The sequence below is a fragment of the Streptomyces sp. NPDC107454 genome, from assembly GCF_055582885.1.
The window spans coordinates 159,473-186,044 of sequence record NZ_JBVJPA010000014.1; the positions used below are offsets into that span (position 1 = coordinate 159,473).

A 26,572-nucleotide genomic window follows, 5' to 3' on the forward strand; every position below is an offset into this window, starting at 1 on the left:
CGGCGTCGGCGCGGTGGTCCCCTTCGACTCGGCCACGGGTGGAAGCGGCGGTCGGTCACGACCGTGGATGGTGCGGGTTTTGGACCAGAGTTGGCCCGCCCACTCCCACCGTATGTCCCGATCCACGTGAGGTCGTCCGGTGGCCCGTCCGTGGAGTGCATGGTCACTGACATGCGGGCGCGGCCGGACGGGGCGGACCGTGCAGAGTGTGTTGCGTCGCCTGACCGACGGGCACATGTCCACATGCCTGTCACCACCGCTGCTCTCCCGAGGTGACCCGTCGGGTTGGCACATCGACAACGATGGGTCGCCCTCTCCGGGAGTCCTGAAGGGCTGGGCGGCGCTCGATCCTGCAGCTTTCGATACGCTGCACCGTACAGGCCAGCTGTACCGCGCCGGCAGCGCTCGACCCGGAGGAATTCCCCGCGCTGCCCGGCAGCCTTACAGCCACGTCAACAACGACGAGTGCGGCGCGCCCGAGTTCCACACCGCTGGGGCGAAGCTCGTTGGGCTCGGCGGCGACGACGCCAAGATCGACCCCGACCAACTTGCCTTCCGTGCCAAGCGCTCAGGCCAGCTAGCCTCCTGGATGCGCTTTACACGGCCCGGCTGGACGCCTGCCTGACCGACGGCTTGTGGCTGCGCAATGCGGCCCACGCCAATGCCCGATGGCTTTCATACCGCGGTGCTCCTTGGGCGGCAGGTCGCAGATGTTCAGGCGTCTCGGGCGCACCGGAACCCGGTGTGGCCGCTGGCTCCGTCGGGCGAGTTGGCGGTGCGTGCCGCGACGCGGTAGCGGTTGCAGTAGGACCTGTGGCAGAGGTGGGAGCCGCCGCGGATGACCTTGTCCCGACCCTGCTCGGGGCCCCTCGGGTCGACCGCGGTACTTGCCGGGTGGTCTGTGGTCCACCAGTCGGCGCACCACTCCCAGACGTTGCCGGAGGTGTTGTACAGGCCGTATCCGTTGGGCTCGAAGGCGTCGACGGGGCCCGTGCCGCGGTAGCCGTCGGCGGCGGTGTTCTTGGTGGGGAAGGTGCCCCGCCAGATGTTGCAGCGGTGCTCGCCGTCGGGGTCGAGCTCGTCGCCCCATGGGTAGCGCTTCTGTTCCAGACCGCCGCGCGCCGCGTACTCCCACTCCGCCTCGGTGGGCAGCCGCTTGCCCGCCCAAGCGGCATAGGCGGCGGCGTCGCTCCACGACGTGTGCACCACAGGGTGGTCCCTGCGGCCGTTCAAGGTACTGCCCGGGCCTTCGGGACGGTCCCACCGTGCGCCGGCGACCCCACACCACCACGGCGTGCGCTCCGGTCGCGGCGCACCGCGCCGCAGCGCGGCGGGCAGGAAACCGGCGAACACGTAGGACCAGCCGATGCGGTCGGCCTCGGTGACATAGCCGGTGGCGTCCACGAACTCCGCGAACCTGTCGTTGCTGACGGCGTGCGCGTCGATGTGGAACGCGCTGAGGCGCACCGGACGGACCGGACCTTCGCCGTCTTCCGGAAAGCCTTCCGTGTCGTCCGTGCCCATGAGGAACTCGCCGCCAGGGACGCGGACCATGCCGTCCAGGGAGCCCGCGTGGGGGCCGGCCGACGGCACGGCAACCGGAGGGGCGGACGTTCCGCCGCTCCGGGGTGCGCAGCAGGTGGGCGCTGAGGAGTCGGGGGTATTCATGTTGCTCGGCTCCTGGTACGGGGGCGGATCACGATACGGTGGAAACCCTAGTCGCTAAATTTTTTGAAGTATAGATTCACGGCGTCGTAACTTCACTGTCACTCAAGGTGAGGCCGTCGGAGGGCCCGTACGGGGACGGGGGGGACCCGATCGGCCGCGGGCGCGCACGGAGGATTCCGGCCGTCCAGCCCCCGGGAACGTCGCGGTGGCCGAGACGAGTGAGACCCGCCCGATTCCGAGGAGCTGGGGCCGGGCGAGTTGCTGCCCGAAGATCAGGACGCCGGACAGGACACCGACGGCCGGATCCAGATGTGTCGGCGGCCCGTACGTGCGACGCGGAATCCTGAGCAGTGCCTCCAGGTCGGGCGAGTACGGCAGCGTGGCGGCGGCCGCCGCCATCAGGGGCCTCCCACAGCGAACTGGGGGCGCCACCGTCGAGCGTTGGCCGCCGCGTGAGACGCCGCGTGAGACGCCGCGTGAGACGCCGCGTGAGAGGCCGCGTGCGGCCCGGGTCGGCGGAGCGCGCCGACGATGCCTGCGTGGGGACCGGGCGGTGCCGCTGCAAGGTGACGGCGATGCCGCGGGCGGCCGGACCGGCGCCATCGCCGTCGTACCGACCGAGTTACTCGCCCGCGCGACCTGCGCGGTCAGAGACGGGACCTGCTCACCGAACAGGGACGGACGGACAACGGACACCTCGACAACTGCATCGGCCTTCGAAACAGCCCCGAGCATGATCACTCCTCAAGCTGCCGCACCGGGAAACTCCAAGATTCCCGACTGTGAGGATGCGGGAGGCACCGCTCGAGGGTCTGACCCGATCCTCGATCGACGCTCCGGCTGTCCTCACTCTGAATCGTCGGCCTTCCGAGCGGTGCCGTTGCGCGTACCGGTGCGGCGACCGTGACCTGTGGACCGTGCCGAGCGAGGACTGCCAGGCACACGGGGTGAGGTGGCGGGCGGCGGCACGGTGGTGTCTCGCGGTGCCGCACCGTACTGAAATGTGCCGATCCTTCAGCGGCCGTGCCGGCCGAGCGCCGTGCACCGGAAAACGCCTCGTCAGGGCGGCGGTGGCGGGGCCGACGAGAGGGCGACCTGCCGGATCGGCCATGGCAAGGCAGGTCGAGGCGGTCGGGACATACGGCAAGGCTGTCCATCTCTTCGAACAGGTGAGGGAACGGCACAAGGCGGGGGGCTGCGCCCGAGCACCTGGCCTCGGCTCATGACTCACCGGGCGGTCAGGCTTCCGCCCGCAGGGCATGGCTCGACGCCATGCAGGCGTAAGCCCGAGCCGGGGCGGGAGCCGGGCTGGGCGGTTCCTGAGAGGTGGGCTCAGCCCGAGCGCGCGGACTCGAGACCGCCCTCGGACGGACGTCGGGGGCGAGCCGGAGCTGAGGCATCCTCGGCCTGCCCCCGCGCGTCGTCCCGGGAGCCGTCAGGAATCGGCGGGCGGCTGGACGACCGTCGGTGTCGGGTCCGCGTCGGGAGCGTAGGTGAAGCGGGTGAGGAGGGCGTCAGTGGCCAGGGCCTCGACACCGATCACCCGGCCGGTGAAGCCCCCGGCGACCTCGGTCGAGAGGTAGCGCCCGTCGATCGTGGCGAGCGTACGGAATTCTCCGTCGGCGAGGTAGCCGAGGTGGAGGTCGTCCGGTCCCTTGGCGAAGCTGTACATGTCGGTGTTGGCGACGGCACGCAGGACCAGGGGATGTTCCGCCGTGATGCCGTCGACGGTGGCCAGCACCTGGTCGAACGGGCCGACGACCGCTCGCGCCGACGCGGTTGTGCCCTTGCGCTCCACAGCGGCCCAGTGAGCGTCGTCGATCCGCACGACCAGGGCCGCGTCGCCCTTGGGCAGGGTGGCGCTCGCGGTCCAGGAGGAGTCGCGGGCCCGCACGGCCAGGAGTCGCTCGGCGACGCGGGCCTCGGGTGCTCGTCCGGCCGCCATGTGCAGACCTTCACCCGGCCGGGGTACGGCGAAGGAGCGGGGGTCCACGCCCGGCGCGATCCACCGCGGGTGCAGTTCCGGGGCGGCGAAGTCGTCCGTGAACGCGGTGGGCGTCCGAGGGACTTCGTGCCGGTCCTCGACGATCAGGGGCCAGTCGTCCACCCAGTCCACGCCGGTGAGGAAGGTCTCGCGCCCGTTGACGTGGGCCTCGGGGAACGACCCGCGCGGACGTGTGCCCAGGTGCACCATGGCCCAGGAGCCGTCGGGCAGCTCGACCATGTCGCCGTGGCCGGTGCTCTGCACCGGGTGGGGGGTGCTGCGGTGGGAGAGGATCGGGTTGTCCGGGTGCGGTTCCCACGGCCCGGAGGGGGATGCCGACCGTGCGACGGTGACCGCGTGACCGAGGCCGGTGCCGCCTTCGGCGACCAGGAGGTACCAGGAGTCGCCGCGCCGGATCAGGTGCGGAGCCTCCGTGTGCGCCAGGCCGGTGCCGGGCCAGATGACGCTCGGTTCGGAGAGCAGTTTGCCGGTCGCCGGGTCGATGGTGGTCTGCTGGATGCCTCCGGGGAACGAATAGGTCAGGTAGCAGGTGCCGTCCTCGTCCCAGGCGAGATCGGGGTCGATGCCGATCGCCCCCGTGGTGTACACCGGCTCGCTCCAATCGCCCGCGGGATCGCTCGCGCGGACGATCAGGTGGCCTTTCATGATGTCTTCCCGGTTCGTGGTCACGACCCAGAACTCGCCGTCGTGGTGGCGGATGGTGGGCGCGTAGATGCCGGCGCTGGCGCCCTCCCTGCCCGGGCTCACGGAGAACTGGCTCGGCCGGTCCAGCACGTTGCCGATCTGCTCCCACCGCACGAGATCGCGGCTGTGGAAGATCGGGACCCCGGGGAAGTACTCGAAGCTCGACGTCACGAGGTAGTAGTCCTCGCCGACGCGACAGATGGACGGATCCGGATAGAAGCCCGGGATGACCGGATTGATGTTGGCGGTCATGTGCGGCGGCCCTTCGATGTGCGGTCGTAGGGGGCGGAATCGCGAACACACCAGCCCCTAATTTTTTTAGATGATAGATTTTTAATGGCTGGTGTCAACAGACACCCGACCGCTCGCGCGGACGACATGCCAACCAGAGACACGGCCGAAGCGGCGCGCACGCACCGCGCCGGTCGTGCCGTGCGTCCCCCGTCGGTCGGCCGGTCCATCGCTCACCCGCGTCGGTCGGCGGGAAGGCGACACACGGCAGCCTCCCGATCGAGGCCCCGGCGCCCCTCCACCGCGGCCCGGCAGAGAGGAGCAGGACACTGATGTCCACCCAGACACCTCCTCCGGCTGCTCCACCCCTTGCCACTCTTCCGGCCCTGCCCGGTCTGGCGACCTGGGCTTCGCCCCCGAGGTACTCGGGGTCCGCTACCGGGCCGAGCGCGACCGCCGCCCGCGTCCCGACACGCCCGCCCGGCTGTCCCGGGCGTCGAAGGCATCGCATGGCCCGTGTCGACCCACATGGCAATGGCTCGCGCACGCTCGTCACCAGCGGCTCGGTGGGCCTGGACAACGTCGCGTTCGACGCGGGGAACCGCATGTTCGTCTCCAGCTACGCCAACGGAGGCGTCATCGAACCGCACCCCGACGGGCGCACCCGCGAGATCCTCCCACGCGGCTTCGACGGCCCCAACGGCGCAACGGCCGACCTCGGCGGCACGGTGTATGCGAGTGACCACTACCGCCTCGGCGGCCCGGAGCCCGGAGGGGAGGTAGCCACGCCGGCCTTCCTGCCGCCCTTCGCCCACGGCGTGATCGACGCGGGCGGGGCTCGCGCACCCCACCTCCCCGTACGACGGGGTCCACACCGACGACCGAGACCGCGGGACCATCCAGCAGCGAGCAGCCGGGCTGAACGGACCGGCCGCTCGGGGCGGTTCCGCAGATCACGGGGGACGGGACGGCGGAAGTCGTCGCGGCGGACTGGGCGCGTCGCAGGGTCTCGTGATCCATGGCGACCTGCTGTGCGCCGTCGAGAGCAGAACCCGCAGGCTCACCTCGGTCTCGCTGAGCACGGGCGAACGGCGCACGGAGGCGGCGGAGCCGCCGGCGGGAAAGCTCCCGGGGACCGCGCCGCGCACCGAAACCACGCTGTTCACCCACGGCACGACCGGTTCACCACGCCCTTCGCCGACCCGGCGGTCGCCCCGGACGGCTCGCTCGTCCTGTCGGCGAACGGAGAGGGCAGCGTGTGGCGGCTGAAGCACGCTGGCGAAAGCTGAAGAACAAGGAGCAACTTCTATGAGCACCGATGCCCCGCTGGTCACCACGGCCCGCGGACCGGTCCGCGGCGAGCGCCGAGCGGACGGCGGCCTGCGTTTCCTCGGCATTCCGTACGCCCAGCCGCCCGTCGGAGAACTCCAGTTCGCCGCGCCCGTGCGGCCCGAGCCGTGGACCGAGCCGTTCGACGCGACCGCGTACGGGCCGACGGCACAACGACGCCCCATCACCGAGAGCACCACCACCGTCCCGGAGCCCTGCATCCCCGGCGACGGGGTCCCCAACCTCAACGTGTTCACGCCGGACACCGCCCCCGAGGAACCGCTGCCGGTCCTGGTCTGGATCCACGGCGGCGGCTACGTCGCGGGGTCGGCGGCCAGCCCCTGGTACGACGGCTCCGCCTTCAACCGGGACGGGGTGGTCCTCGTCTCCCTCGGCTACCGGCTCGGCATCGAGGGCTTCCTCCACATCGAGGGCGCCCCGGACAACCGCGGTGTGCTGGACTGGATCGCCGCCCTGGAGTGGGTCCGCGACAACATCGCCCGGTTCGGTGGCGACCCGGCCAAGGTGACGATCGCCGGCCAGTCCGCGGGCGGCGGGGCCGTACAGACGCTGCTCGCCGTGCCCGCCGCCCGCGGACTCTTCCGCGGGGCGATTTCCGCGTCCGGCATCCTCGCACGCCCGGACGGCCCCGACGTCGCGCGTGCCGCGGCACGCCTTCTGACCGCCCGCACCGGTGTGCCGGCCACCGCCGCCGCGCTGCGCGGGCTCGGCCGCGTCGAGCTGCTCGACCTCCAGGCCCGGCTCCTGGAACCGGGAGCGGACCGTGCGGGACTGCCCCCGATGCAGACCCTGGCACCCTTCGCCGACGGGAAGCTGATCCCGCAACCCGTCCGCACCGCCCTGACCGAGGGCGACGCCGGGGCCGACGTACCGCTTCTGCTGGGGTGTACCGCGCACGAGTTCAACGTGCTTGCGCAGCTCCCGGTGACGCCGCCGCTGCCCGAACTCCTCGGCTTCCTCGGCATGGACCCCGAGCGCATGGACGCAGGGCTCGCCGCGTACGAAGGGCTCGCACCGGATGCGTACTTCGGCCAGGCACTGACCGACAGCACCTTCCGTGCCCCAGCCGTGACGGTCGCCGACGCCCGCGCCGCCCGTGAACGTCCCACCTGGCTCTACGAGTTCACCTGGACCTCTCCCGTCAACGGCGTGGCCTTCCACTGCGTCGACCTGCCGTTCGCCTTCGACCTGCTCGATGCCGAGGGCGTTACGGCGGCGACGGGGGTCGCGCCGCCGCAGGAGCTCGCCGACGCAGTGCACCGGACCTGGGTTTCCTTCGTCCGGGACCAGGACCCGGGCAAGGAGTGGCCGCGCTATACGGCGGACGCACGCGCGGCGATGGTGTGGTCCGCCGAGCCCCGCGTCGAGGACGACCCGCTGCACCAGGTCCGCGCCGCCTGGTCCGCCTGACCGCCCTTCATCACCTGTCGAGGAAGGAACATCACCTGCCAAGGAAAGAGATGACCGGACAGGTCGTGCGCCCGTGCCGGAGTGGCGTGATCCGGCACGTCGGGCCCTGCGACGGCGTCGCCAAGCAGGGCGTGTCGGCCGGTGGCGTGGTTGTCATAGGACCAGGTGGCCGTGGGCATCAGCGCAAGGTCGGGTTCGGTGGTGCGGTCGTCCAGCGTCGGGCGGACGAGGATCTGCCTGGCCATCGGCAGACCTCGATCCCTCGCGAGAGGGCCGCTCCTGCGGCCAGGCCGCCGCCCGCGCTTCTCGCCCATCAGGCCCCGGAGCCCTAGCCCAGACACCAGGGAGCAAGTAACCCGTCGGTAGGTTCTGGGGCCTGTTTCCCGGTGGTGGGACGCCTCGTTGGGCTATCCGGGTGAATGCCCGGGAGGCCGACGACAAGGGGCGGGCGTGCGGCAGGAGTGGTCGCCGGAAGAGCTGCTGGCGAGCTGGACCCTGGTGGACGGCGACTGGAAGCTCGGGGCCAACAAGTCCGGGCCGACCAGGCTCGGCTTCTGCCTGATGTTGAAGTTCTTCGAGATCGAGGCGCGGTTCCCGGAGTTCATCGAGGGGTTCCCCCAGCCCGCGGTGGAGTACGTCTCGGGTCTGGTGAAGGTGCCGACGGCGGAGCTGGCGAAGTACGACCTGGCGGGCGCGAAGCGGCACCGCAAGCAGATCCGCGAGGCCCTGGGGTTTCGGCCGCCGACGCTCGCCGACGAGGAGTCGCTGACTGCGTGGCTGGCCGCGGAGGTATGCCCGGTCGAACTGGTGGAGGACCGGCAGCGCGAAGCCCTGCCGGCGGAGTGCCGTACGCGGAAGATCGAGCCGCCGGGCCCGACCCGTATTGAGAAGGTCCTGGTCGCGGCGCGGGGCATGGGAGCGGGCGTTCTGTGCCCGGACCATTGAGCGTCTGGGCGCGGTGGGCAGGGCCCGGCTGTTGGCGCTGGTGGCCGAGGGGAACGATGAGGGCACCGCGCTGCTGGCCGCGCTCAAGCGCGACCCGGGAGCTGTCGGTCTGGATGCCCTGTTGATGGAGATCATCAAGCTCACGTCGGTGCGGGAACTCGCGCTTCCGAAGGGGTTGTTCGCGGACTGCTCGGAGAAGCTGGTGGCCGCGTGGAGGGCGCGGGCGATCAAGACGTATCCCTCGGACTTCCGCGACACGGCGGAGGACGTGCGGGTCACGTTGCTCGCGGCGCTGTGTTCGTCGAGGCAGGCGGAGATCACCGATGCCCTGGTCGAACTGCTGATCGCTCTGGTCCACAAGATCAACGCTCGTGCTGAGCGGCGGGTGGAGAAGCAGCTCATGGCGGAGCTGAGGAAGGTCCGGGGCAAGGAGGGGATCCTCTTCAAGCTGGCGGAGGCCGCGGTCGGAAAGCCGGACGAGGTCGTACGGCGGGCGCTGTATCCGGTGGTCGGGGAGAAGACGCTCAAGGACCTGCTAGCCGAGGCGAAGGCGAACGAGAAGGTCTTCAAGGCGAAGGTCCGCACCACGCTGCGCTCCTCCTACAGCTCGTACTACCGGCAGATGCTGCCGTCGCTGCTGAACTCGCTGGGCTTCAAGTGCATGGCAAGGCGCACACGGATTCCCAGCGTCCTGTCCCCTCCCCGGCTCAGCCGACTGTTGAGGATCATGAGGCGGCCGAGGATGCCGTACTTGCGGGCGATGAGCTTGCGGTAGCGGACGCCGGTCGCCTCGTCGGCAATCTCGGCAGTTGCCGGGACCTGGTCGCCCGTCGGGTTGCCGCGCAGGTCGCAGGGGCCGACGAGGATGTCGCCGCGTGCCCGGATCCGCTTGACCTTCCAGGAGTCGGCAGGGGTCCGCACGCCCAACGTGTCACCGTCGCGCACCACCCACACCGGGGTGGCGACCGGGGTGCCGTTCTTGCGATAGCTGGTGACCAGCACGTACTTGCCGGCGCCGAGCTGCTCCAGCAGCGTGTCGTCCATGATGCGCTTCTGCTCCTTGCTGTCGATTCGCCGCACCGACCGGTGGCCCGGTGGCATCGGCAGATGCGTCGGTTTCCGCGTCGACGCCGCTGGGGGCCGGCCGGAGGCCGGCTCCCAGCGGCGCGAGGTCCTCCGCCCGCCGGAGCTGACTGCGTCCATGGGCCGTTTTCGAGCGCGGTGGTAGTGACGGTGCTCAGACCTGTTCGGTGGGGCGTACGAGCACTTCGGCGACGGCCACGTGCCGGGCGCGGGTGACGATGAATCCGATGCTCTCGGCGACGTCCTGGCTCTGCAGGCGCTCGATGCCCCCCATGACGGCGGCGAGTTGCTGCTGGACGGCGTCCGAGTTGTGGCTGCGCAGTTCGGTGTCGACGCTGCCCGGCTCGACCACGGACACGCGCACGTGCTGGCGCGCCAGTTCCTGGCGCAGCGCTTCGCTGAACGCGCCGACACCGAACTTGGTGGCGCAGTACGCCGCCTGCATGGCGTAGGCGTTGCGCCCGGAGAGTGAACCGACGTTGACGATGTCGGCGACCTGGCGCGGCCCGTCGGCGGCGGCCTTCACCAGGTGGGGCACGGCCGCGTGGGTTGTGTACATCAGGCCCATGACGTTGATGTCGATCATGCGGCGCCATTCGTCCAGGTCCGCACCGGCGGCGGGCCCGAGCAGCATGAGGCCGGCGTTGTTGACCACGGTGTCCAGACGGCCCAGGCCCTCGACGGTCCGCTCGACCGCTGCCGCGGCGGCCTGAGCGTCGGTGACGTCGGCAGGCACGACCAGGGCCTTGCCGCCGACGCCGGAGATTTCCGCGGCGAGAGCCGTGAGCCGGTCCTCGCGGCGGCCGACGAGAGCCACGGAGGCACCTTCGCGGGCCAGCTCCAGGGCGGTGGCGTGGCCGATACCGCTGGACGCCCCGGTGACCAGGGCGACGGTTCCTTCAAGACGGCGAGTCATGGTGTTCAAGCCTTTCGGTTGTGAGGGAGTACAGCCACGTCGTGCGGGGCGTACGGGAGGGGGATACGGCCCTGTCGGTCGAGCACCGAGTCGAAGGCACAATGGGGAAGTGAGCATCAACAGGCAGCAGCCCACCGACACGACGCGCCAGGGGACCCGGGCGGACGCAGGACCTTCGCCCCGCGAACGCCTGGTAAGGGCCGCGTCGCGGCTCTTCTACTACGAAGGCGTCCGCGCGGTCGGCGTGGAGCGGCTGATCGCCGAGGCCGGGGTGACGAAGGTGACCTTCTACCGCCACTTCGCTGCCAAGGACGACTTGGTCGTGGCCTACCTGCTGACCAAGGACGCCTACTACAAAGAGGTGGCTGAACCGCTGGCCGCCGCGCACCCGCCCGCCGAAGCGATTGACCTGATCTTCGAGGCCATCGCCGAGCACGCTCGCGAGCGCGGCTTTCGCGGATCGCCGTTCCTGAACGCGGCCGCCGAGTACCCGGACGCCGACCACCCGGTCCGCATCTTGGTGACAGCGCACCGGGACTGGCTCCGCGGCCTGTTCCAGGGCCTGCTCACCCGCCTTGGCCACAGCGACCCGGAGTCGGCAGCCGGCGCCCTGCTGATGCTGTACGACGGAGCGATGGCAGCCGGTTACCTGGACGATTCGACGACCGCCCACAAGACACTGCTGGACGCCGTCCGTCTGATCCGATCCGGAGGCTGACCCGTGCGCGACCGCGCGGAGCACCGGCTCCGTGCGGCGCCCCGGCCAGGCCGGGAATCGGATTGACTTCATGGAATCCTCTGATCGCTTGCCGATGTGCATCGGCGACCCACGGCAGCTCTCCCGGGAAGGTGGCCCGAGTGGGATGCCTGCCGGCCGCCTCAACAAGTAGGTAGACCGGTCACTCTACCTCTCGACGGTATCACCCGTGAGGCCCGCGCGCGAACAGTCACCCTTTGTGCGGAATTCATCGCCGACCGTCACGGCTCCTTGGTGTGCATCCGCGGGAGAGGGCTGGTTTTTGTTTCATAGGCGGTCGCTCATGAATCACCCCACCGTGCGGCGGTCCACCTGCGCCGCCCCCGCGGGCTCGCCGTGCCGCACCGGCAAGAACAAGGTGGCCATCCAGTACCACACCGCCCGCTTCCGCCTCGTGCCCCAACTCGCCAAGGCCCTCAGCGTGCCGACCCCCGCCGTACGCAAGCCCGGCTCGGCCTGGACCGAACTGCCCGGCCCGTAAGCGCCGGCATCACCCCGGTCGGGCACGTCCGCCTCGGCTACGCACGCGCCTCGACGGCCCGGCAGTCCCTGGACGCGCAGCTGGACTCGCTTGCCGAGGCCGGGGTCACCCGGGTCTTCTCGGAGAAGATCTCCACCCGCGCCACCATGCGTCCCGAGCTGGACGCCGCCGTGAAGCTCGCCGGGGAGATCCGGGCCTCCGGCGTTGCCGTCACGCTCGTCGTGCATGAGCACAAGCGGCTCGGCCGCGGCATCGAACTGGCCATGCTCGCCGAGGAGCTGAAGGCGAGCGATGTCGGCCTGGAGTTCCTCACCGGGGAGCTCAAGGGCTCACACGAACCCTCCGGGATCGTCTTCACCGTGCTCGCTGCGATGTCCGGCATGGAACGCGAGTACATCCGGGACCGCACCCTCGAAGGCCACGAGTCCGCCCGTAAGCGCGGCAAGACCATTGGCGGCGCGGGCGTCACCGACGACGACATGCTGTTCACCGCCCTGCGCCTACGTGACGAGGAGTTGAGCCTGCGCGACATCGCGGCCCGGCTCGTCATCTCCAAGGGCGCGAAGAAGGGTCAGCACCCCTCGCCCGCCACCGTCCTGCGCATGCTGCGCGAACATGATGAACAAGTCGTCACGGCCTCGAATGCCTGAGCCGCCAAAGCTACCGGCGGGTTACTTGTTCCCTGGTGTCTGGGCTAGGACTTCGAGGCCGATACGAGTCGATTGGGACGGACGGACCCTGCGGGATCGCCATGGGCAAGGACAGGGAGGATGGTGGCCTGGGGTGGCCCCGCCATTGCGTAGACTTTCGTCGTTTGACCTCGTCGATCCGGGCGGGGAGCCGCGGCGGTCTGAGGGACGGGCCGTCGTGGAGCAGCGCGGTGTCCCGAGGTGGTGATGATGACCGGCAGGACGAGGCGGGACGAGCAGGTCAGCGCGACGCGTGAGGCGCTCCTCGACGCGGCCGAGCGGCTGTTCGCCGAGCATGGGGTGCACGCGGTCGCCAACCGCCAGATCAGCCTGGCCGCCGGGCAGGGGAACAACGCCGCCGTCAGCTACCACTTCGGCACCAAGACCGACCTGGTGCGCGCGGTCGCCCGTCGTCATGCCGAGCAGATAGAGGTCGGCCGACTGCGCATGTTGGAGAGCATCGGCGACTCCACCGAGCTGCGGGACTGGGTGGCCTGCGCGGTCCGGCCCGTCACCGAGCACATGGAGTCCCTGGGCAGCCCCAGTTGGTACGCCCGGTTCATCGCCCAGGTCACCAGCGACCCCGCCTTGCGTGCGGACATGGTCGAGGCGTTCGTGGCCGCCTCCCCGTCGATGGAGAAGCTGCAGGGCGGCCTGAACCGCTGCCTGCCCGATCTGCCGCCAGAGGTACACGACGAACGCGCCGCCATGACCCGTCACCTCATCACGCAGATGACCGCCGAGCGTGAGCGCGCCCTCGCGGACGGCGGGCCGACGTCCCGCGCAACCTGGCACGAGGCGGCGAACGGCCTGATCGACGCCATCGTCGCTCTGTGGCAGGCGCCCGTCACGCACGAGAGCTGAACGACGGCCGGTTCTGCGCGTTCCTGCGGGTCTGCCGGTGTGGTCCGGTCCGGGTGGCAGGGTGCGGTGGACGGCTCCGTCGAAGAGGGTGAGCCGGACCAGGTCGGCCGAAGGGTGCCGCAGGGCGATCGGCGGAGGCGCGCTGAGCAGGACGAGGTCCGCGCGTGCTCCGGGACGCTGGGGGCGGAGCGCCTGGCGAGTGTGCCGGGGACAGGTTCGCTGTCAGCGCCTGAGCGGGTGTGATGCGCTCGGCAGGGCTTGCGGTTCTCCTGTCCGGGGCGCGTCGCGAGGCGGCCGCCGATATCACGGACCACGGGTCGAGAGAGCCGGGGCCGTACGGGGCGTCGAGCGCGAGCGGAATGCCGTGGCCGATGAACGAGGCGCACCGGTAGAGGTCGGTGTGCTCGTCGGGTGCGATGCCGTGGAGGAAGTCGCTGCCCCGGTTCGGGAGGAATCCCGCCAGGCGGCGGCCGGTGAGAAGGCGCGCAGGCACGCATGCGTGCAGCCTGCCGCCGCGGAAGACCGAACCCGCCCAGGCGGTTGAACCTCGCCTCGAAGCGGGGTGGTGGAGCCGGACATGCTGGGGCGGTGGTCGGTCGTAGCAGCATGTCCGGCCGCCGACGCCGCCAGCGGTCAGGACTGCAGGAGGGCGAGGATCCGCGGGTCGTCGGTCAGCCCGGAGCCGTTCACCACCCGGCCTGCCGCTACGCGGTCGACGAAGGCGGCGACCCGGTCGAGAGCCTCCAGGGCCTCGGGCAGGATGACTCCGCAGATGGGCCAGGCGTGATGCATGTCGGGCCAGATCTCCAGCACCGTTTCCACCCCGCAGCTGCCCGCGCGCGTGGCCAGGCGGATCGAGTCGTCCCGGAGCAGTTCCCCGCCCGAGACGAGGACGAAGAGTGGCGGCAGACCGGTGAGATCGGCGAGGGCGGGGGAGGCCTGCGGGTCCTCCGCACGGTGTCCGCCGAGGTAGTTCTCGGCGATCGACGGCCCGTGGGCAGTCGTGAGCATCGTGTCGCTGTCCTCGTTCTCGGCCCAGCTGCCCGAGACGTAGTTCTCGGGGCGCAGGTCGAAGACGCCGGAGTACAACACCCCGGCGAGTGGGGACGGGTCGCCCGCGTCGCGCAGGCGCAGCAGGAGAGCGGCGGCCAGGCCGGCTCCCGCGGAGTCTCCCGCCACGACGACGCGGGCTTCGGGATACGCGGCGCGGACGGCGGCGTAGGCCTCGGCGCAGTCGTCCAGACCGGCAGGGAAGGGGTGCTCCGGAGCGAGCCGGTATTCGGGTGACACCGCTCGGGCGCGTGTCCGCAGGGCCAGGAGTCCTGCTGCGGAGCGCGTCTGCGCCGCACTGCCGAGGCGGAAGCCGCCGCCGTGGATGTGGAACAGGATCACATCCTCACGGGGAGCCGCCGGTTCGAAGAGGAGGGCCCCCTCCTGACCGGCGAACGGGGACTCGGTGATGCCCTCCGGCGTGGGGGTGAGGGCCGCGTTGGCGGCGGCAGCGGCGCGCTCCTCGGCAAGCGTGGGGGGAGCCTGACCGCGCCCGGACTGGATGCGGTCGGTCAACCATTGATCGGCCTTGCTGGGCATGGGCTCTCCATGTCGTGTCGTGGCGCTGGTGTCGAAGGCCGGCGACGGGTACCGGAATGACGGCGCACATCGTTCGCGTCACCTCCACGGTGCGGTCCGCCGCCGGTCGGCTAGGCGGCGCCGCTCCTGGCATCACCGACGAGTCACACCGGGCAGGGGGGCATCACGGAATCCCGTGACGGTGCGTAGTGTTCGCGGAAGGAGTCGAGGCGTTTCCGGTGGACCGGGCCTTCGCCGTCGTACACACGCCCCCCGCCGTCGTCGGTGCCCATGAGGAACGCGCCGCCGGAGTTGAGGGCGATGCCCTCAGACGAGCCCACGTTCCTCGGAACCGGTGCCTGTGACCCGTGTTCCTGCTGTCCGCCGAGCGGCGCACAGTCGGCGGGTGGGGACGTCGAAACGTGGTCCATGGCGCTCCGAACTGCCGGTTCCTGGGTTGATCACCGAGTCGCTCGCTCGATGTCACTCCAGCTTCAAATTTTTGTGATTAATAGATTTTCGCGTTGAGATCTCGGCTGCCACGTCGCGAGGCAAGGCGGGGGCACGGTCTGCCGGGCCGACTGCCGACCTGGCGGAGAGCGCGGTGGCGAGTGCCCGTCGCAACGCGGACCGTCCCGGGCGCGAGAAGCCCTCGGTCACGGTGCCGGCATTGGCCATCAATCCGCTGAGCCCCTGCGCACGAGTACTTCACCCAGCGCTGCGGCGACCTCTCGGCGAAGGTGTCGCTCGCGCGCCAGGCTTCCGGCGTGGACGGGCCTGATTGACGCCTGCTCAGAATGCTGACTTCAGAGTCGATTCGCTTCCACGGTGTGCCGAACCCTCGAAATCCGCACCTCGTGTTCCGCCGCGGCGTCGGCCGCGGACCGTGTTGTGCAGAGCTGTATGTGGTGGTCGTGCGGGGGTGCGGCCGGAAGAACTCTCGGCCGCGGAACACAGGTTGAGGAGTGTTCAGTTGCCTTCATCGCTCCGGACGAGACGCATGAGTGTGGAGACGATGTCGTCGACGAGTGCAGCGTTGGCCCTCTTGGTGTCGGTGGCGCGGTGGTTCCACGAGGGTACGAAATTCATGGCCTCCTGAAGCGACATGTGTGCCGCCAGTTCGTTCCGGCAGTCGAATTCGCCGGAATTCATGTCATCGGAGATCATCTGGCGGAAGATCCGGCCGTGTTCCCGCTGCCAGCCGTGAATGTCGTCAGCTCGGCTTCTGCCTCGGACTGGGCAACTTCAAGATTGCTGGGATCGCCGAGGGCATCCACGCCCGTCACCAACAGGGACTGACGGTGGGCGAGGGCTTCGAAACCGTCGGTCTGGCGGTTCCGCGACTCGTGGCCGCCGGTTTGCGCGCGCTCGACGGAAGGCAGGCACCGTGACCGGGGTGGGCGGCCGTCCGGTCGCGCCGGCCACCGGGGCGTCACGGGGGATCGGGCGGGGGCCTTCCAGCGGCTCGCCGACGTCGGCTACGGGGCGGCCGTCACCCGTGTCGCATCGCCCCGGTGATCACCGGGGCGAGACGGCACGGTCAGTGGCTCAGCTGTCGATGAACGTGATGGCGGCGGCGGGACAGACGGCGGCCGCGTCCCGGACAGCCTCGTGCTGGCCCGCCGCGGGCTCCGGGTCGAGCAGCACGACGATGCCGTCCTCGTCGCGCTGATCGAAGACCTCCGGCGCGGCCATCACGCAACTCCCGGCGGCGCAGCACTTCTCCTCGTCGACGGTGATCTTCATGGTCGTTCCCTTCTGTTCACCCGGCCGCTCGGCCGGAAGGTCTGTTGTCTCTGCGGTCGGTACGCAGGTCTCGTCGGCGCGCGTCACCACCGCGCGGGCGCTTCCCGCAGCCCGGCGACGGTCAGCCCCTCGATGTGCGGCAACTCCGCCACCGGCACGGCCGGTTCAAGGCCCGGCGGGTTCGCAGCGGCACCTCCAGGGCGACCTTGCGCTCGGTGCGGGCCAGGGACCGGCCCAGGCACGAGTGGATGTCGGCGCTGAAGGTGAGACGGCGGTCGGGGCTGCGGGCGAGGTCGACCCCGTCCGGGTCGGCGATCGCCCGCCCATCGCGGTTCGCGGCGGACGCGACCAGCCGGTTCCAGTGGGCGGGAGGATCCGGCGGCCCGACTGTGGGGAGCGGTAGACGGAGGGGGTCGTGATGACTCATCTGACATCTCCATGTGAGGGAGGAGGATGTGCATCGCGCAGCGTCGGGGCCCGCAGGGGAGTGGGGGAGATGTTGCATGTGTTGTGAGGTCTCGGCTGGTTGGCGGGACGAGCGGTCTATTTTAAATCAAGGGATTTATTTAAAATAGCGGTACCGGAATCCTTCTTCAAGGGCGGGTCGTCGTGTGACCGGATGTGATCCTCCTCTCCCTTGTGATACGCCGTACCGCGCGATGTCGAGCCTCTGGGGCCAGGCGAGCCGCCGTCCGAGGAGGTAGGGCGCCGAACAGGGCGCCGGTCGGCCGGCTCCAGAGTCGTCAGTACGCTGAACACGTGCGGGGGGATCACAGGCCTGGGGAAGGCGCCGCTGTTACAGGTGCTGACAGGCCCCCCATGTCTGCTGAGGTTCTGCGGTTCCGCCATGGGACGCGCACAGCCGCGGGCAGTGACCGTATCCGAGGCGGTGAGCGAACGGGCCCCGCCCACGCCCTGCGCACCGCATCGGGCGGCCCCTCCGTTCTGGCGCCCAGCCTCAGGTCAGCGCGCTTGTCACACGCGAGGCCACGGCCCGACGCACGCGCCGGCACCGGGTGTCGGGCCGTGCCCGTCCGGTCCGGGCGGGTACGGCCGGCACCCGCACTCGACGTGGCGCCGTCCGTGCTCGTTCAGCCGCTGACGGCGGCGTGGACCTTGGCGATGTCGAACATGTTGTGGACCGAGACGAACTTCTCCGACTCGATGTCAATGGTGAAGATCGACGTCGCGGGCAGCGCGAGACGCGTCACCGCCGAGCCCGTGCCTATGGAGAAGATCGGAAGAGCGGTGGACACGACGGTCATGGTCGAGACGGACCGCTCAGGCAGCAGGTTCACCGGCACGACGTCACCCATCAGCGGGGTGGCCCATATGTCGATCATGGTGTGCCGGATCCCGGAGACGACGTGGAGGAACCCTTCAGAGAACTGCTTGATGGCTTCGACGGTCACGATGGGGTCGTCGGCGTTGAACTGCAGCGTCGTGGTCGGAGCATCGCGGTAGGTGTTGGCAACGCGGGTGGCATCCCCGGAGTCGACGGCGTCGTAGTACGCCTGGACGATCCGGACAAGGTTGGCGTTGGGGATCGCGGTCTGGGTACTCATTTTCGGTTCACTTTCTTGTACTTCTGAAACGGACTGCGGCCCCCGCCGGGCGGGCGACGGCTCGGCGGGGTGGCTGACGGGTCAGGGAAGCAGAACGACCTTGCCCTTGTTGTGGTGGGCCTCGACCTCGGTGTGAGCCCGGGCGGTCTCGGTGAGGGGGAAGGTGCGCCACACCGGCACCTCAAGCCTGCCGCGGACGACGAGGTCGGCCAGCAGGGGCAGGGCCTGCGGGAACCGGTCGGCCGGGTCGAGTCCGGTGAAGCGCACCTTGTGCTCGGCGAAGGCCATGTCGGCGATGGTGATGACCCGCGCGGGGTCGCCGGTCAGAGCCACGGAGTCAGCGAGGACACCCACGCCCGCGGCATCGAGCACGTGATCCACCCCCGGCACGGCGGCCCAGACCCGCTCGGCCCAGCCTTCGCCGTAGCGGACTGCCGTGGCCCCGAGCCTGCCGACCCGGTCGAGGTCGTCCTCGCCGGCGGTGCCGACCACCGTGACGCCGCGGGCGACGGCCAACTGCACCGCGACAGCGCCGACGGCACCACCCGCGGCATGGACCAGCAGGGTCTGCCCGGGCGCGACGCCCAGGTGTTCGAGCGCCCGGTAGGCGGTCTCACCGACCGTGATCATGGCCGCCGCGGTCTCGAACGACAGCTCCTTCGGCTTGGCGAACGGCCGGTCCAGCAGGACGTACTCGCTGTAGCCGCCGAAATGAACCGACCCGAAGACCTCGTCACCGGGCGAGAAGCCGGTGTCCTCGCCCGCCTCGTCGACCACCCCGGCGACGTCCTGGCCAGGGATCACCGGGAACTCGACCGGGATGATCCCCTCCATCCCGCCGGAGCGGATCCTGAGGTCGATGGGGTTGACGGCGGCGGCGCGGACCCGGATACGGACCTGGCCCGGACCGGGCTGCGGCGTCGGGACGTCGGACACGGTCAGAACGTCGGGCGCGCCGTACTCGGAGAAGGTGATTGCAGCAGACACAGGGACTCCTGAAACGCAGGGAAACCAGTTCTCACACCCTGAATCACTCAAGGCGTATGATTTCTGGTGTATCACACGCTGTGTATGATTCACAAAGCCTGAGAGACGTATGTCACACATGGCGTATGATTTGGAGTCGTGACCTCGATGCCGGCCCACCGTCGCCCGCCCGCCCTGAGCAACCCGCGCGCCCAGCGCACTCGCGCCCGGATCCTGGCCGTCGCGCGCGAGCTACTGCCCGAGGTCGGCCCGACCGGACTGACCTACGCCCTGCTCGCGGAGCGAGCGGACGTCACCCGCCAGACGCTCTACCGGCACTGGCCCAACCGCTCGGCCCTGCTCTTCGACCTGATCCTCGACGGTCCCGACGTCGGCGACTACCCCGACCCGAACAGCGACGTACGCGCAGCTGCCACGGCCTGGCTGAAAAGTCTGCGCGCCGGCGTCACCGTCCCGGCGATGCGCACCGCTCTGCTCGCCGTCCTCGCCGAGGCCGACCACCACCCCGACAGCACGCAGGCGCTCGTCCGTATTGGCGAGGACCGCCGCGCGGCCTTGAACCGGGTCCTCGAACCCTCCGGCATCCAGGTCGACGCCGACGAATACACCCTGCTCTACGGACCCGTGCTCGCCCGGCTCCTGCTCGACCGCGGCCCAATCACCGACGCCTTCATCGACGCCGTCGTCGCTCAATGGCTCAGCACCCTGCGGTGAACAGGAGCCGGCCCTCGCACAGATCTCCAGGTCCGAGGCCTCCCCGATGGACCCCCGAGCGATCAGTAAGCACTGGTGGCTCCCGGCCGTCCTCAACTCGAAATGATCACCGGCGGCCGGCATGGCTCGAAGCGCTCGTTCCCCTGGCTCTCGGTCTCGGTCGTAGGTCGCAGTAGGACAGGACCAGAGACGGATGGCCCTGCTGCGGACGGTTGTTAGCGTGGCAAGTGGTTCCGGCAACCAAGTGGAAGGAGGCCGATCGATGGCTGTCGAGCTCAACCACACGATCGTCGCCGCGCACGACAAGCGGGCGTCCGCACGGTTTCTCGCCGAACTGCTGGGTTTGGAAGTGGCACCGCAATACGGTCCGTTCGTCCCGGTGCATATACCGAACGGCGTGACGCTGGACTACGCGGACACGGCCGGTTCGATCACCCCACAGCACTATGTGTTCCTCGTCTCCGAGGACGACTTCGACGCGATCTTCGCCCGTGTCCGCGAAGCGGGCCTGAGCTACTGGGCGGATCCGTACCACCACCGCTCCGGCGACATCAACCACAACGACGGTGGCCGCGGGGTCTACTTCGACGACCCGAACGGGCACAACCTGGAGATCCTGACCAGACCGTACGGGAGCGGCGGGGGCTGACGGGTCTGAAGACGAGTCCTGGGATCAGCCATCCATGGGCGCCGGCGCGGACTGCCAGGACGCGACGTCGTACTCGGGCATGGTCCCGCTTTTTCGGACCGGGCGTCGTGGTGCTCGCCGAAGAACATCCAGTCCCGGGTGGGGCCGTCGGTCATGCGCCAGGTGCTGTCGCTGACGATCCGTTGCGTCCCGTCGTTTCGCAGGGTGCTGTCGAGCTGGGCGAGCAGACGCGGTTCCGAGGCCCAGACAGACTCGTGGCCGCCGGCTCCGGAGGCATGGGAACGGCCGAGTGCGACGCCGATGGTGTTCTCGCCCTCGCGCAGCAACTCGGTGACGTCGAAGGTGCGTGAGTACGCCGTCTTGTCGTACGGGGAGGGAGGGGGGTCCAACAGCGCGTCGCTCACCGCGCGACCGTTGACCTCCGCCACGTAGTAACCCAGGCCGACGATGTGCAGTGGGGCGTGCTCGGGTCGGTCCGCGAGTCTGAAGTCCCTCCGGAGGAGCGGTGCCGGCGGCTGATCGTCAGGGGGCGACGGAGGCGTGGGGTTGTCGCGGCCGGTCCACTGGGCGCTGAGGGCGAAGGAGTGGGGTGCGACCTCCTCCGGCGGCGGGGAGCCGGCCTGTCCTCGCGAGGACGGCGAAGAACCCCGGAGGCGGGTGAACTGGGTTTTTCGGACGGCATGAGTCTCCCGTCGAAGAGGAACGTGGCAGGTCCGAGGACGCCTGCGGTACGCGCACGGCCGTTCGGCGGGTCTGTGCCCCCAGAAGGCGTAGGCCGTCGTCGGCCCCGGCCGGTTCCGACGTCGAGACGGAGCCGGCCGGGGAGGGAGCGTGGGCAAGCGAGGTCAGGCAGCTTGTCCGACCGGTACCTCGTCGAGGGTTTTGGCCTTGGGGATCAGGGCGATGAGCAGGGTGCCGACGGCGATCACGCCGGCGAAGAGCAGGAAGCCCTTGCTGTAGCTGTCGTCGACGTAGAAGGCGGTGCCCTTCATCACCTTGCTGTTCTGCGCGACGATGACGAACGCCACCTGGGTGAGCACGGACTGCAGAACGCCCTGCATCATGCTCTGTGCGCCGTTGCCGAGAGCCTGTTCCTCGGGCCTCACCGACTCGATGACCATGATGGGCGCCAGAGCCACGACCATGCCCATACCCACTCCGCTGATCACACCGATCGATATGAGCTGGGCGGCGCTGTGGTGGAAGTGGGATATGAGGGCGACACCGACAGCGACCAGAGTGCCGCCGATCGCCAGCAGTACGCGTGAGTCGATACGTCGGACGAGAGCGCCGGTCGCCACCGAAACCGCGATGAGCAGGAGGCTGTTGGGTGCGCTGACCCAGGCGTTCTTGGTGGCGGTCCAGCCCAGGCCGTCGGACAGGCCGGGGATCTTGGGCATGAGGACGAGCAGGTTCAGCACCGTGCCCTGCGCGAAGACCGCCCCCATGATGAGCGAGGTCACCAGGAACGTGGACCAGATCCGGCGGCGTCCGAGGAGGGTGATGGGGAACATCGGGTGGGAGACCTTGCGTTCGACCAGGACGAAGGCGATCACGGCTGCCAGGCCTCCGCCGATGAAGCCCAGCGTGTCACCGCTGGTCCAGCCCCAGGCCTGGCCCTTGCCGACGCCGTAGGCGACCGACGCCAGGCCGCCGCCGAGCAGGAGGCCGCCGGGCCAGTCGATCGGGGTACGGGCCTCGCGGACGGGGCTTTCGGGTACGAGGAAGAGCAGGGCGAGCAGGCTGATGGCGGTGGCGATGACCATGAACCACAGGACGCCGCGGTAGCCGTAGTCGTCGAGGATCCAGCCGGACAGGAAGGGGCCGCCGAGGGCGAGTACGCCCATGCCGCCGCCGAGGAAGCCGCTGGCCGGGCCGACCAGCTTGGGCGGGAAGACGTCCCGGGCCAGTGCGTAGACGAGCGCGATCGAGGGGCCGTAGAAGCCTGCGATGGCGCGTCCGGTGAGCAGCGTCTCGTAGTTGGTGGAGAGGGCGGCGATCAGGTCGCCGATCAGGCCGAGGGTAGTGATGATGACCAGCAGGCGCTTCTTACCGAAGACCCCGGCGGCCTTCACGATGAAGGGCGTGGCGAAGACGCCGACGAGCGAGCCGATCTGGGTGAACCAGGCGATCTGGGTGGTGTGGTAATGGATCGCGATCTGTGACTGGGCGTTGGAGCCCATGAGGCCGATGAGGCCGTTCAGCTGGGACGCCCACAGCAGTGCGATCAGGATCAGTGCGAACCGCGCGCCGAAACCGGACTTACCGGCTTCCTCTTCATGCTGCGGTGACTCGACGTTGAGTGACATTGCGGAACCCCGGCCCTTTCGTACGGGTGGAGCCCTTGTGCTCCCAGCGCGCAGGCTAGCTCTTAATTTTTTGGCGTGATAGATTTTCGTCACGGAAACATTTCCGTGACCTTGGGGTGGACGAAGCCTCCGGGTCCTGGCAGGCCCGCGTTGACGTGGTCGTATCCCCGGAAGGGGCCCCGCTCATGCAGCAATCGGATCCGGCCGTCCTCCCGTTGGAGAGGAAGACGTCTCTGCTCTCCGGCGGGGGCTTTTGGTCCACTGGGCCGCTTGACGAGGTTGGTCTGCCGGGGTGGTGTTGACGGATGGCCCGCATGTGATCCGTCGTCAGAAGGTTGATGCGGATCACCTGGGTTTCCATGCGAGTGAGCCGTCCACCCGTTTCCCGCCGGCTGTCGCGGTCGGATCGAGCTGGGATGCCGAGCCGGCCGTACGGGTGGGGGAAGCGGTGGGCCGGGAGGCCAGTGGGCTGGGCGTGGGGGGCGTTCTGACCGTCACCCTGACCGGCGACACCGCCGCGGCCATCCTGTCCCTCGACTCCGCTATCGGCGATTGGTTCGCCCATCCGGTCGCCGGACCGCTGCTGCGTGAGGCGCTCATGACCGGAGCGACCGAAGGACGACGTCAACAGGCCGCGGTCAACAGCGACTTGATGGAGATGGTCGCGTCCTTCCCGGCCCGCCAGTGCCTGCACTTCCCCGACGTCCCCGTGTCCACCGACGACCTGACCGAGATTCTGGAGGCCATCCGATGAACCGCCCCCCGACCTTCGCCCCGACTTCCTGTGGGGCGCCTCGACCGCGCCGCACCAGATCGAGGGGAACAACCTCAACAGCGACTGGTGACGCATGGAGCACCAGAGCCAGGGCCGCCTTGAGCTGAGCGGCGACGCCTGTGACAGCTACCACCGCTACGCATGAGGACATGCGGCTGCTGTCGGAAGCCGGCCTCAACGCCTACCGGTTCGGCATCGAGTGAGCCCGCATCGAGCCCGAGCCCGGTGAGTTCTCGTGGGCCGAACTCGCCCACTACCGGCGCATGATCGAGACCGCGCGGGGCCTCGGCCTCGAACCGGTCGTCACCCTGTACCACTTCGCCGGCCCGCTCTGGTTCGCCGACGAGGGAGGCTGGACCGGTCCGACGGCCGTCAACCGCTTCACCCGGTACGTCGAGCGGGCCTGCACGATCCTGCACGACGTCAACTGGGTCGTGACGATCAACGAGCCGAACATTCTGGCCCTGATGAGCGGCATGGTGACGGTCGTGGCCGAGGGCGTCGAGATCAATCTCGGCGCGGACTTCCGGATGCCCACCCCCAGCACGGCGATCGGCGAAACCCTGGTGCGGGCCCACCGTGCCGCGGTGGCCGTCGTACGCGAGCACACCTCGGCGAAGGTCGGCCGGACCGTGGCGCAGCAGTCCCTCGTGCCGGCCCCCGGTTGCGAGGAGCTGCACGCCGAACTGCGGTGGGCGTGGGAGGACCTCTACCACCACGGGGCGCGCGGCGACGACTTCCTGTGCGTGCAGTCGTACACCAGCCAGACCGTCGAGGCGCAAGGCATCGTGGCCCACCCCGACCACCCCGACAACACCCTGACCGGCTGGGCCTACCGGCCCGACGCCCTCGGCATCGCGCTGCGCCAGGCCTGGGAAGCCACGGAAGGGGCGGTTCCCCTGCTCGTCACGGAGAAGGGCATCGCCACCGCCGACGACACCCGCCGGATCGCCTGCACGACCGAGGCGCTGGGGCACCTGTACGACGCGGTCGCCGACGGAATCGACGTCCGCGGATACCTGCAGTGGTCGGCGCTGGACAACTTCGAATGGGGCCACTGGGCACCGACGTTCGGCCTCATCGCCGTCGACCGCGAGATGTTCGCCCGCACGCCCGAGCCGAGCCTGGCCTGGCTCGGGGACGTCGCGCGCAAGAGCGGCGCGCTGGAGGCGGACGGTTCGCACGCGGGACGCTGAGGTCAGACGGGGAAGTTCTCCGGTCGTGGCCGCGTCAGTAGGGCGACGGCCGGAGGCAGCGGATTCACCGCGGCCACCGTCAGGGCGTCGAGTACGAAGGCGATGTAGCGACGCCACCCGTCGGTCCCCGTGTCCATCGTCCACAGGATGCTGAAGAACATGACCATGAATCTGGGCAGGTCCTCTTCGACCAGGTCGGCGCGCATGAGGCCGGCCCGCTGGCAGCGGCGGGCCAGCTCGGCGAGTGTCTCGTGGAACTCGGCCGCGACGTCAGAGGTGAGCGAGTCGGACATCCGGGCGGCGGTCAGGGTGTTGTGCTCGCGGGCCGCAAGCGCCAGCGCCGCCTCGATCAACATGGTGAAGGCGAGCAGTGGATCGGGGTCGGCGAGCGCCCGTGCCTGGGCCGGAGACAGGTCCTCGGCAAGGCACTGTTCAAGTGAGGCCCGGGCCAGCACCCCCTTGTCCGGGAACCGGCGGTAGAGCGTCGAGATGCCCACGCCGGCCTGGCGGGCGATCTCCTCCAGCGGGGCATCGGCCCCCTGCTCCGCCCAGACCTTCCGTGCGGCGCGCTGGATCCGCTCGGCGTTGCGCGCGGCGTCTGCGCGCAGGTGTCGTGAGGTGTCCGTAGTCACCAAATCAGTCTAGCAAGTAGTAGCGCACTCTCGCTTATGGTTCACTAGGGCAACCGGTAGTGGACTTCCAGTTGCGGGAGGAGAGACGGGTGAAGGTGACAGTCGGCATCGAGAAGCGGGTCGGCGGATGAACCGCGTCGTGGTGGTGGGTGCGTCGGCGGGCGGGCTGGCCGCGGCGGAAGCGCTGCGCAGAGCGAAGTATGAGGGTGAGATCACGCTCGTCGGTGATGAACCGCATCTCCCCTACGACCGTCCGCCGCTGTCCAAGCAGCTGCTGTGCGGGGACTGGGAACCGGATCGCCTCAGCCTGCGGTCGAGCACCGATCTCGAGGCGCTGGGCGTGGAGTGGCGCCTGGGTGCGGCCGCGACCGGCCTGGACGCCGCGCAGCGCGTGGTGACGCTGGCCGACGGTTGCGAGGTGCGCTACGACTGTCTGGTTGTCGCGACCGGGGTCCGCCCCCGCCGCCTGCCGGGAGCCGATGCGCGGCCCGGCCTGCACGTCCTGCGCAGCCTGACGGACGCGCTGGCGCTGAAGAAGGCGCTGCGTCCGGGCGGGCGGCTGGTGATCGTCGGCGCCGGTTTCATCGGTGCGGAGGTGGCCGCGACGGCCCGCGGTCTCGGAGTCGAGGTGACGATGCTGGAGTCGGCGGCGGTACCGCTGGCCCTGGCTGTCGGTGAGGAGGCCGGCCGGTTCCTGACCCGTCTCCACCACGAGCAGGGCGTCGATGTGCGGACCCATGCCGCCGTCGCCGAGATCCTCGGCGGCGACGGCGGTGTCACCGGCGTCCGGCTGAACGACGGGACCGTCGTCCCGGCCGACGACGTACTGGTCGCCATCGGCTCGGTACCGAACACCGAATGGCTCGCCGGCAGTGGGCTCACCGTGGACAACGGACTGGTGTGCGACGAGTACTGCGCCGCCGCGCCCGGCGTGTACGGGGTCGGGGACGTGGCCCGCTGGCACAACCCGCTCTTCGACACCCTGATGCGCGTCGAGCACCGTACTCATGCCGCCGAGCAAGGCATGGCGGTCGCGCGCAACCTGCTCCAGCCCGACGAGAGGCGTTCCTTCGCCCCGGTGCCGTACTTCTGGTCCGATCAGTACAAGACCAAGTTCCAGGCGTACGGCAACCTGCGCCACCACGACGAGGCACTCGTCCTGGACAGCGACTTCGGGGAGCGGCAACTCCTCGTCGCCTACCGCAAGGGCGACCGGCTGACCGGAGTGCTGGCCACGGGCAAGACCCCCAAGGTCCTGCGCGCCTGGCGTTCCCTCATCGCCGCGCGCACTCCATGGACGGACGCTCTCACCGAACCGGTCCCCGGGTGAGAGCCGAGCCCCTAGAC

Annotated in this window: 25 protein-coding genes and 1 pseudogene; 12 read left to right on the top strand and 14 right to left on the bottom strand. The window is 69.7% G+C overall.

The window, feature by feature from the left end:
• Nucleotides 1-445: 445 nt before the first annotated feature.
• Nucleotides 446-663 (top strand): annotated as a pseudogene (locus ACZ69M_RS33650) (hypothetical protein); the annotation flags it as partial.
• 51 nt (nucleotides 664-714) lie between these two features.
• Here the strand turns inward: ACZ69M_RS33650 and ACZ69M_RS33655 are convergent.
• The 3 genes from ACZ69M_RS33655 to ACZ69M_RS33665 all read right to left on the bottom strand — a co-directional run bounded on the left by ACZ69M_RS33655 (nucleotide 715) and on the right by ACZ69M_RS33665 (nucleotide 4,609).
• On the bottom strand, nucleotides 715-1,668 hold the full coding sequence (locus ACZ69M_RS33655; RefSeq protein ID WP_470055827.1) for a formylglycine-generating enzyme family protein: 954 nt from the start codon (nucleotides 1,666-1,668) through the stop codon (nucleotides 715-717).
• A gap of 102 nt (nucleotides 1,669-1,770) precedes the next feature.
• Complete coding sequence (locus ACZ69M_RS33660; protein WP_470055829.1) at nucleotides 1,771-2,067, bottom strand: hypothetical protein; 297 nt, start codon at nucleotides 2,065-2,067, stop codon at nucleotides 1,771-1,773.
• A gap of 1,036 nt (nucleotides 2,068-3,103) precedes the next feature.
• Complete coding sequence (locus ACZ69M_RS33665; protein ID WP_470055831.1) at nucleotides 3,104-4,609, bottom strand: glycoside hydrolase family 43 protein; 1,506 nt, start codon at nucleotides 4,607-4,609, stop codon at nucleotides 3,104-3,106.
• A 1,287-nt stretch (nucleotides 4,610-5,896) separates the two neighbouring features.
• On the opposite strand from ACZ69M_RS33665, the gene ACZ69M_RS33670 reads away from it, so the two are divergent.
• Nucleotides 5,897-7,348, top strand: coding sequence for a carboxylesterase/lipase family protein (locus ACZ69M_RS33670; RefSeq protein ID WP_470055833.1), 1,452 nt, complete (start codon nucleotides 5,897-5,899; stop codon nucleotides 7,346-7,348).
• 450 nt (nucleotides 7,349-7,798) lie between these two features.
• Entirely contained in the window at nucleotides 7,799-8,293 is a 495-nt protein-coding gene (locus ACZ69M_RS33675) for a DUF4158 domain-containing protein (protein WP_470055835.1), read from the top strand.
• A gap of 612 nt (nucleotides 8,294-8,905) precedes the next feature.
• Here ACZ69M_RS33675 and ACZ69M_RS33680 read toward each other — a convergent pair.
• Nucleotides 8,906-9,337 (bottom strand): PPOX class F420-dependent oxidoreductase, encoded by a 432-nt coding sequence (locus ACZ69M_RS33680; RefSeq protein ID WP_470056198.1) that lies wholly within the window; start codon nucleotides 9,335-9,337, stop codon nucleotides 8,906-8,908.
• Between the two features lie 193 nt (nucleotides 9,338-9,530).
• Complete coding sequence (locus ACZ69M_RS33685) at nucleotides 9,531-10,292, bottom strand: SDR family NAD(P)-dependent oxidoreductase (RefSeq protein WP_470055837.1); 762 nt, start codon at nucleotides 10,290-10,292, stop codon at nucleotides 9,531-9,533.
• Nucleotides 10,293-10,401: 109 nt separating this feature from the next.
• Between ACZ69M_RS33685 and ACZ69M_RS33690 the strand changes: the two genes are divergently transcribed.
• The 4 genes from ACZ69M_RS33690 to ACZ69M_RS33705 all read left to right on the top strand — a co-directional run bounded on the left by ACZ69M_RS33690 (nucleotide 10,402) and on the right by ACZ69M_RS33705 (nucleotide 13,083).
• On the top strand, nucleotides 10,402-11,010 hold the full coding sequence (locus ACZ69M_RS33690; protein ID WP_470055839.1) for a TetR/AcrR family transcriptional regulator: 609 nt from the start codon (nucleotides 10,402-10,404) through the stop codon (nucleotides 11,008-11,010).
• A gap of 322 nt (nucleotides 11,011-11,332) precedes the next feature.
• A complete protein-coding gene (locus tag ACZ69M_RS33695) occupies nucleotides 11,333-11,530 on the top strand; it encodes a zinc finger domain-containing protein (RefSeq protein WP_470055841.1) in 198 nt (65 codons plus the stop codon).
• Between the two features lie 80 nt (nucleotides 11,531-11,610).
• Nucleotides 11,611-12,180: a recombinase family protein gene (locus ACZ69M_RS33700; protein WP_470056200.1), complete on the top strand. Its 570-nt coding sequence runs from the start codon at nucleotides 11,611-11,613 to the stop codon at nucleotides 12,178-12,180.
• A 249-nt stretch (nucleotides 12,181-12,429) separates the two neighbouring features.
• On the top strand, nucleotides 12,430-13,083 hold the full coding sequence (locus tag ACZ69M_RS33705; protein WP_470055843.1) for a TetR/AcrR family transcriptional regulator: 654 nt from the start codon (nucleotides 12,430-12,432) through the stop codon (nucleotides 13,081-13,083).
• 633 nt (nucleotides 13,084-13,716) lie between these two features.
• Here ACZ69M_RS33705 and ACZ69M_RS33710 read toward each other — a convergent pair.
• The 6 genes from ACZ69M_RS33710 to ACZ69M_RS33735 form a co-directional block, all read right to left on the bottom strand.
• On the bottom strand, nucleotides 13,717-14,673 hold the full coding sequence (locus ACZ69M_RS33710; protein ID WP_470055845.1) for an alpha/beta hydrolase fold domain-containing protein: 957 nt from the start codon (nucleotides 14,671-14,673) through the stop codon (nucleotides 13,717-13,719).
• 948 nt (nucleotides 14,674-15,621) lie between these two features.
• Nucleotides 15,622-15,819: a hypothetical protein gene (locus ACZ69M_RS33715; RefSeq protein WP_470055847.1), complete on the bottom strand. Its 198-nt coding sequence runs from the start codon at nucleotides 15,817-15,819 to the stop codon at nucleotides 15,622-15,624.
• A 381-nt stretch (nucleotides 15,820-16,200) separates the two neighbouring features.
• Nucleotides 16,201-16,398 carry a ferredoxin gene (locus tag ACZ69M_RS33720; RefSeq protein WP_470055849.1) on the bottom strand — a complete coding sequence of 66 codons (198 nt, stop codon included), beginning with the start codon at nucleotides 16,396-16,398 and terminating at the stop codon, nucleotides 16,201-16,203.
• A gap of 121 nt (nucleotides 16,399-16,519) precedes the next feature.
• Entirely contained in the window at nucleotides 16,520-16,825 is a 306-nt protein-coding gene (locus tag ACZ69M_RS33725) for a hypothetical protein (protein ID WP_470055850.1), read from the bottom strand.
• A 664-nt stretch (nucleotides 16,826-17,489) separates the two neighbouring features.
• Entirely contained in the window at nucleotides 17,490-17,963 is a 474-nt protein-coding gene (locus ACZ69M_RS33730; RefSeq protein WP_470055852.1) for a nuclear transport factor 2 family protein, read from the bottom strand.
• 81 nt (nucleotides 17,964-18,044) lie between these two features.
• A complete protein-coding gene (locus ACZ69M_RS33735; RefSeq protein ID WP_470055854.1) occupies nucleotides 18,045-18,950 on the bottom strand; it encodes an NADP-dependent oxidoreductase in 906 nt (301 codons plus the stop codon).
• Nucleotides 18,951-19,097: 147 nt separating this feature from the next.
• Between ACZ69M_RS33735 and ACZ69M_RS33740 the strand changes: the two genes are divergently transcribed.
• Together ACZ69M_RS33740 and ACZ69M_RS33745 are read left to right on the top strand one after the other, a co-directional pair.
• Entirely contained in the window at nucleotides 19,098-19,664 is a 567-nt protein-coding gene (locus ACZ69M_RS33740; RefSeq protein WP_470056202.1) for a TetR/AcrR family transcriptional regulator, read from the top strand.
• A gap of 262 nt (nucleotides 19,665-19,926) precedes the next feature.
• Entirely contained in the window at nucleotides 19,927-20,313 is a 387-nt protein-coding gene (locus tag ACZ69M_RS33745; RefSeq protein ID WP_470055855.1) for a VOC family protein, read from the top strand.
• Here ACZ69M_RS33745 and ACZ69M_RS33750 read toward each other — a convergent pair.
• Both ACZ69M_RS33750 and ACZ69M_RS33755 read right to left on the bottom strand, forming a co-directional pair.
• Nucleotides 20,244-21,152 carry an alpha-L-rhamnosidase N-terminal domain-containing protein gene (locus ACZ69M_RS33750; protein WP_470055857.1) on the bottom strand — a complete coding sequence of 303 codons (909 nt, stop codon included), beginning with the start codon at nucleotides 21,150-21,152 and terminating at the stop codon, nucleotides 20,244-20,246. The two genes, ACZ69M_RS33745 and ACZ69M_RS33750, sit on opposite strands and share 70 nt — an antisense overlap.
• Before the next feature lie 6 nt (nucleotides 21,153-21,158).
• A complete protein-coding gene (locus ACZ69M_RS33755) occupies nucleotides 21,159-22,622 on the bottom strand; it encodes an MFS transporter (protein ID WP_470055858.1) in 1,464 nt (487 codons plus the stop codon).
• A gap of 475 nt (nucleotides 22,623-23,097) precedes the next feature.
• Here ACZ69M_RS33755 and ACZ69M_RS33760 point away from each other — a divergent pair, with 475 nt between their 5' ends.
• Both ACZ69M_RS33760 and ACZ69M_RS33765 read left to right on the top strand, forming a co-directional pair.
• Nucleotides 23,098-23,376, top strand: coding sequence for a hypothetical protein (locus ACZ69M_RS33760; protein WP_470055860.1), 279 nt, complete (start codon nucleotides 23,098-23,100; stop codon nucleotides 23,374-23,376).
• Nucleotides 23,377-23,660: 284 nt separating this feature from the next.
• Nucleotides 23,661-24,593 carry a family 1 glycosylhydrolase gene (locus tag ACZ69M_RS33765; protein ID WP_470055862.1) on the top strand — a complete coding sequence of 311 codons (933 nt, stop codon included), beginning with the start codon at nucleotides 23,661-23,663 and terminating at the stop codon, nucleotides 24,591-24,593.
• A 2-nt stretch (nucleotides 24,594-24,595) separates the two neighbouring features.
• On the opposite strand, the gene ACZ69M_RS33770 is transcribed toward ACZ69M_RS33765, so the two are convergent.
• Nucleotides 24,596-25,225 carry a TetR/AcrR family transcriptional regulator gene (locus ACZ69M_RS33770; protein WP_470055864.1) on the bottom strand — a complete coding sequence of 210 codons (630 nt, stop codon included), beginning with the start codon at nucleotides 25,223-25,225 and terminating at the stop codon, nucleotides 24,596-24,598.
• Nucleotides 25,226-25,352: 127 nt separating this feature from the next.
• Here ACZ69M_RS33770 and ACZ69M_RS33775 point away from each other — a divergent pair, with 127 nt between their 5' ends.
• Entirely contained in the window at nucleotides 25,353-26,555 is a 1,203-nt protein-coding gene (locus ACZ69M_RS33775; RefSeq protein ID WP_470055866.1) for an NAD(P)/FAD-dependent oxidoreductase, read from the top strand.
• Nucleotides 26,556-26,572 lie beyond the last annotated feature (17 nt).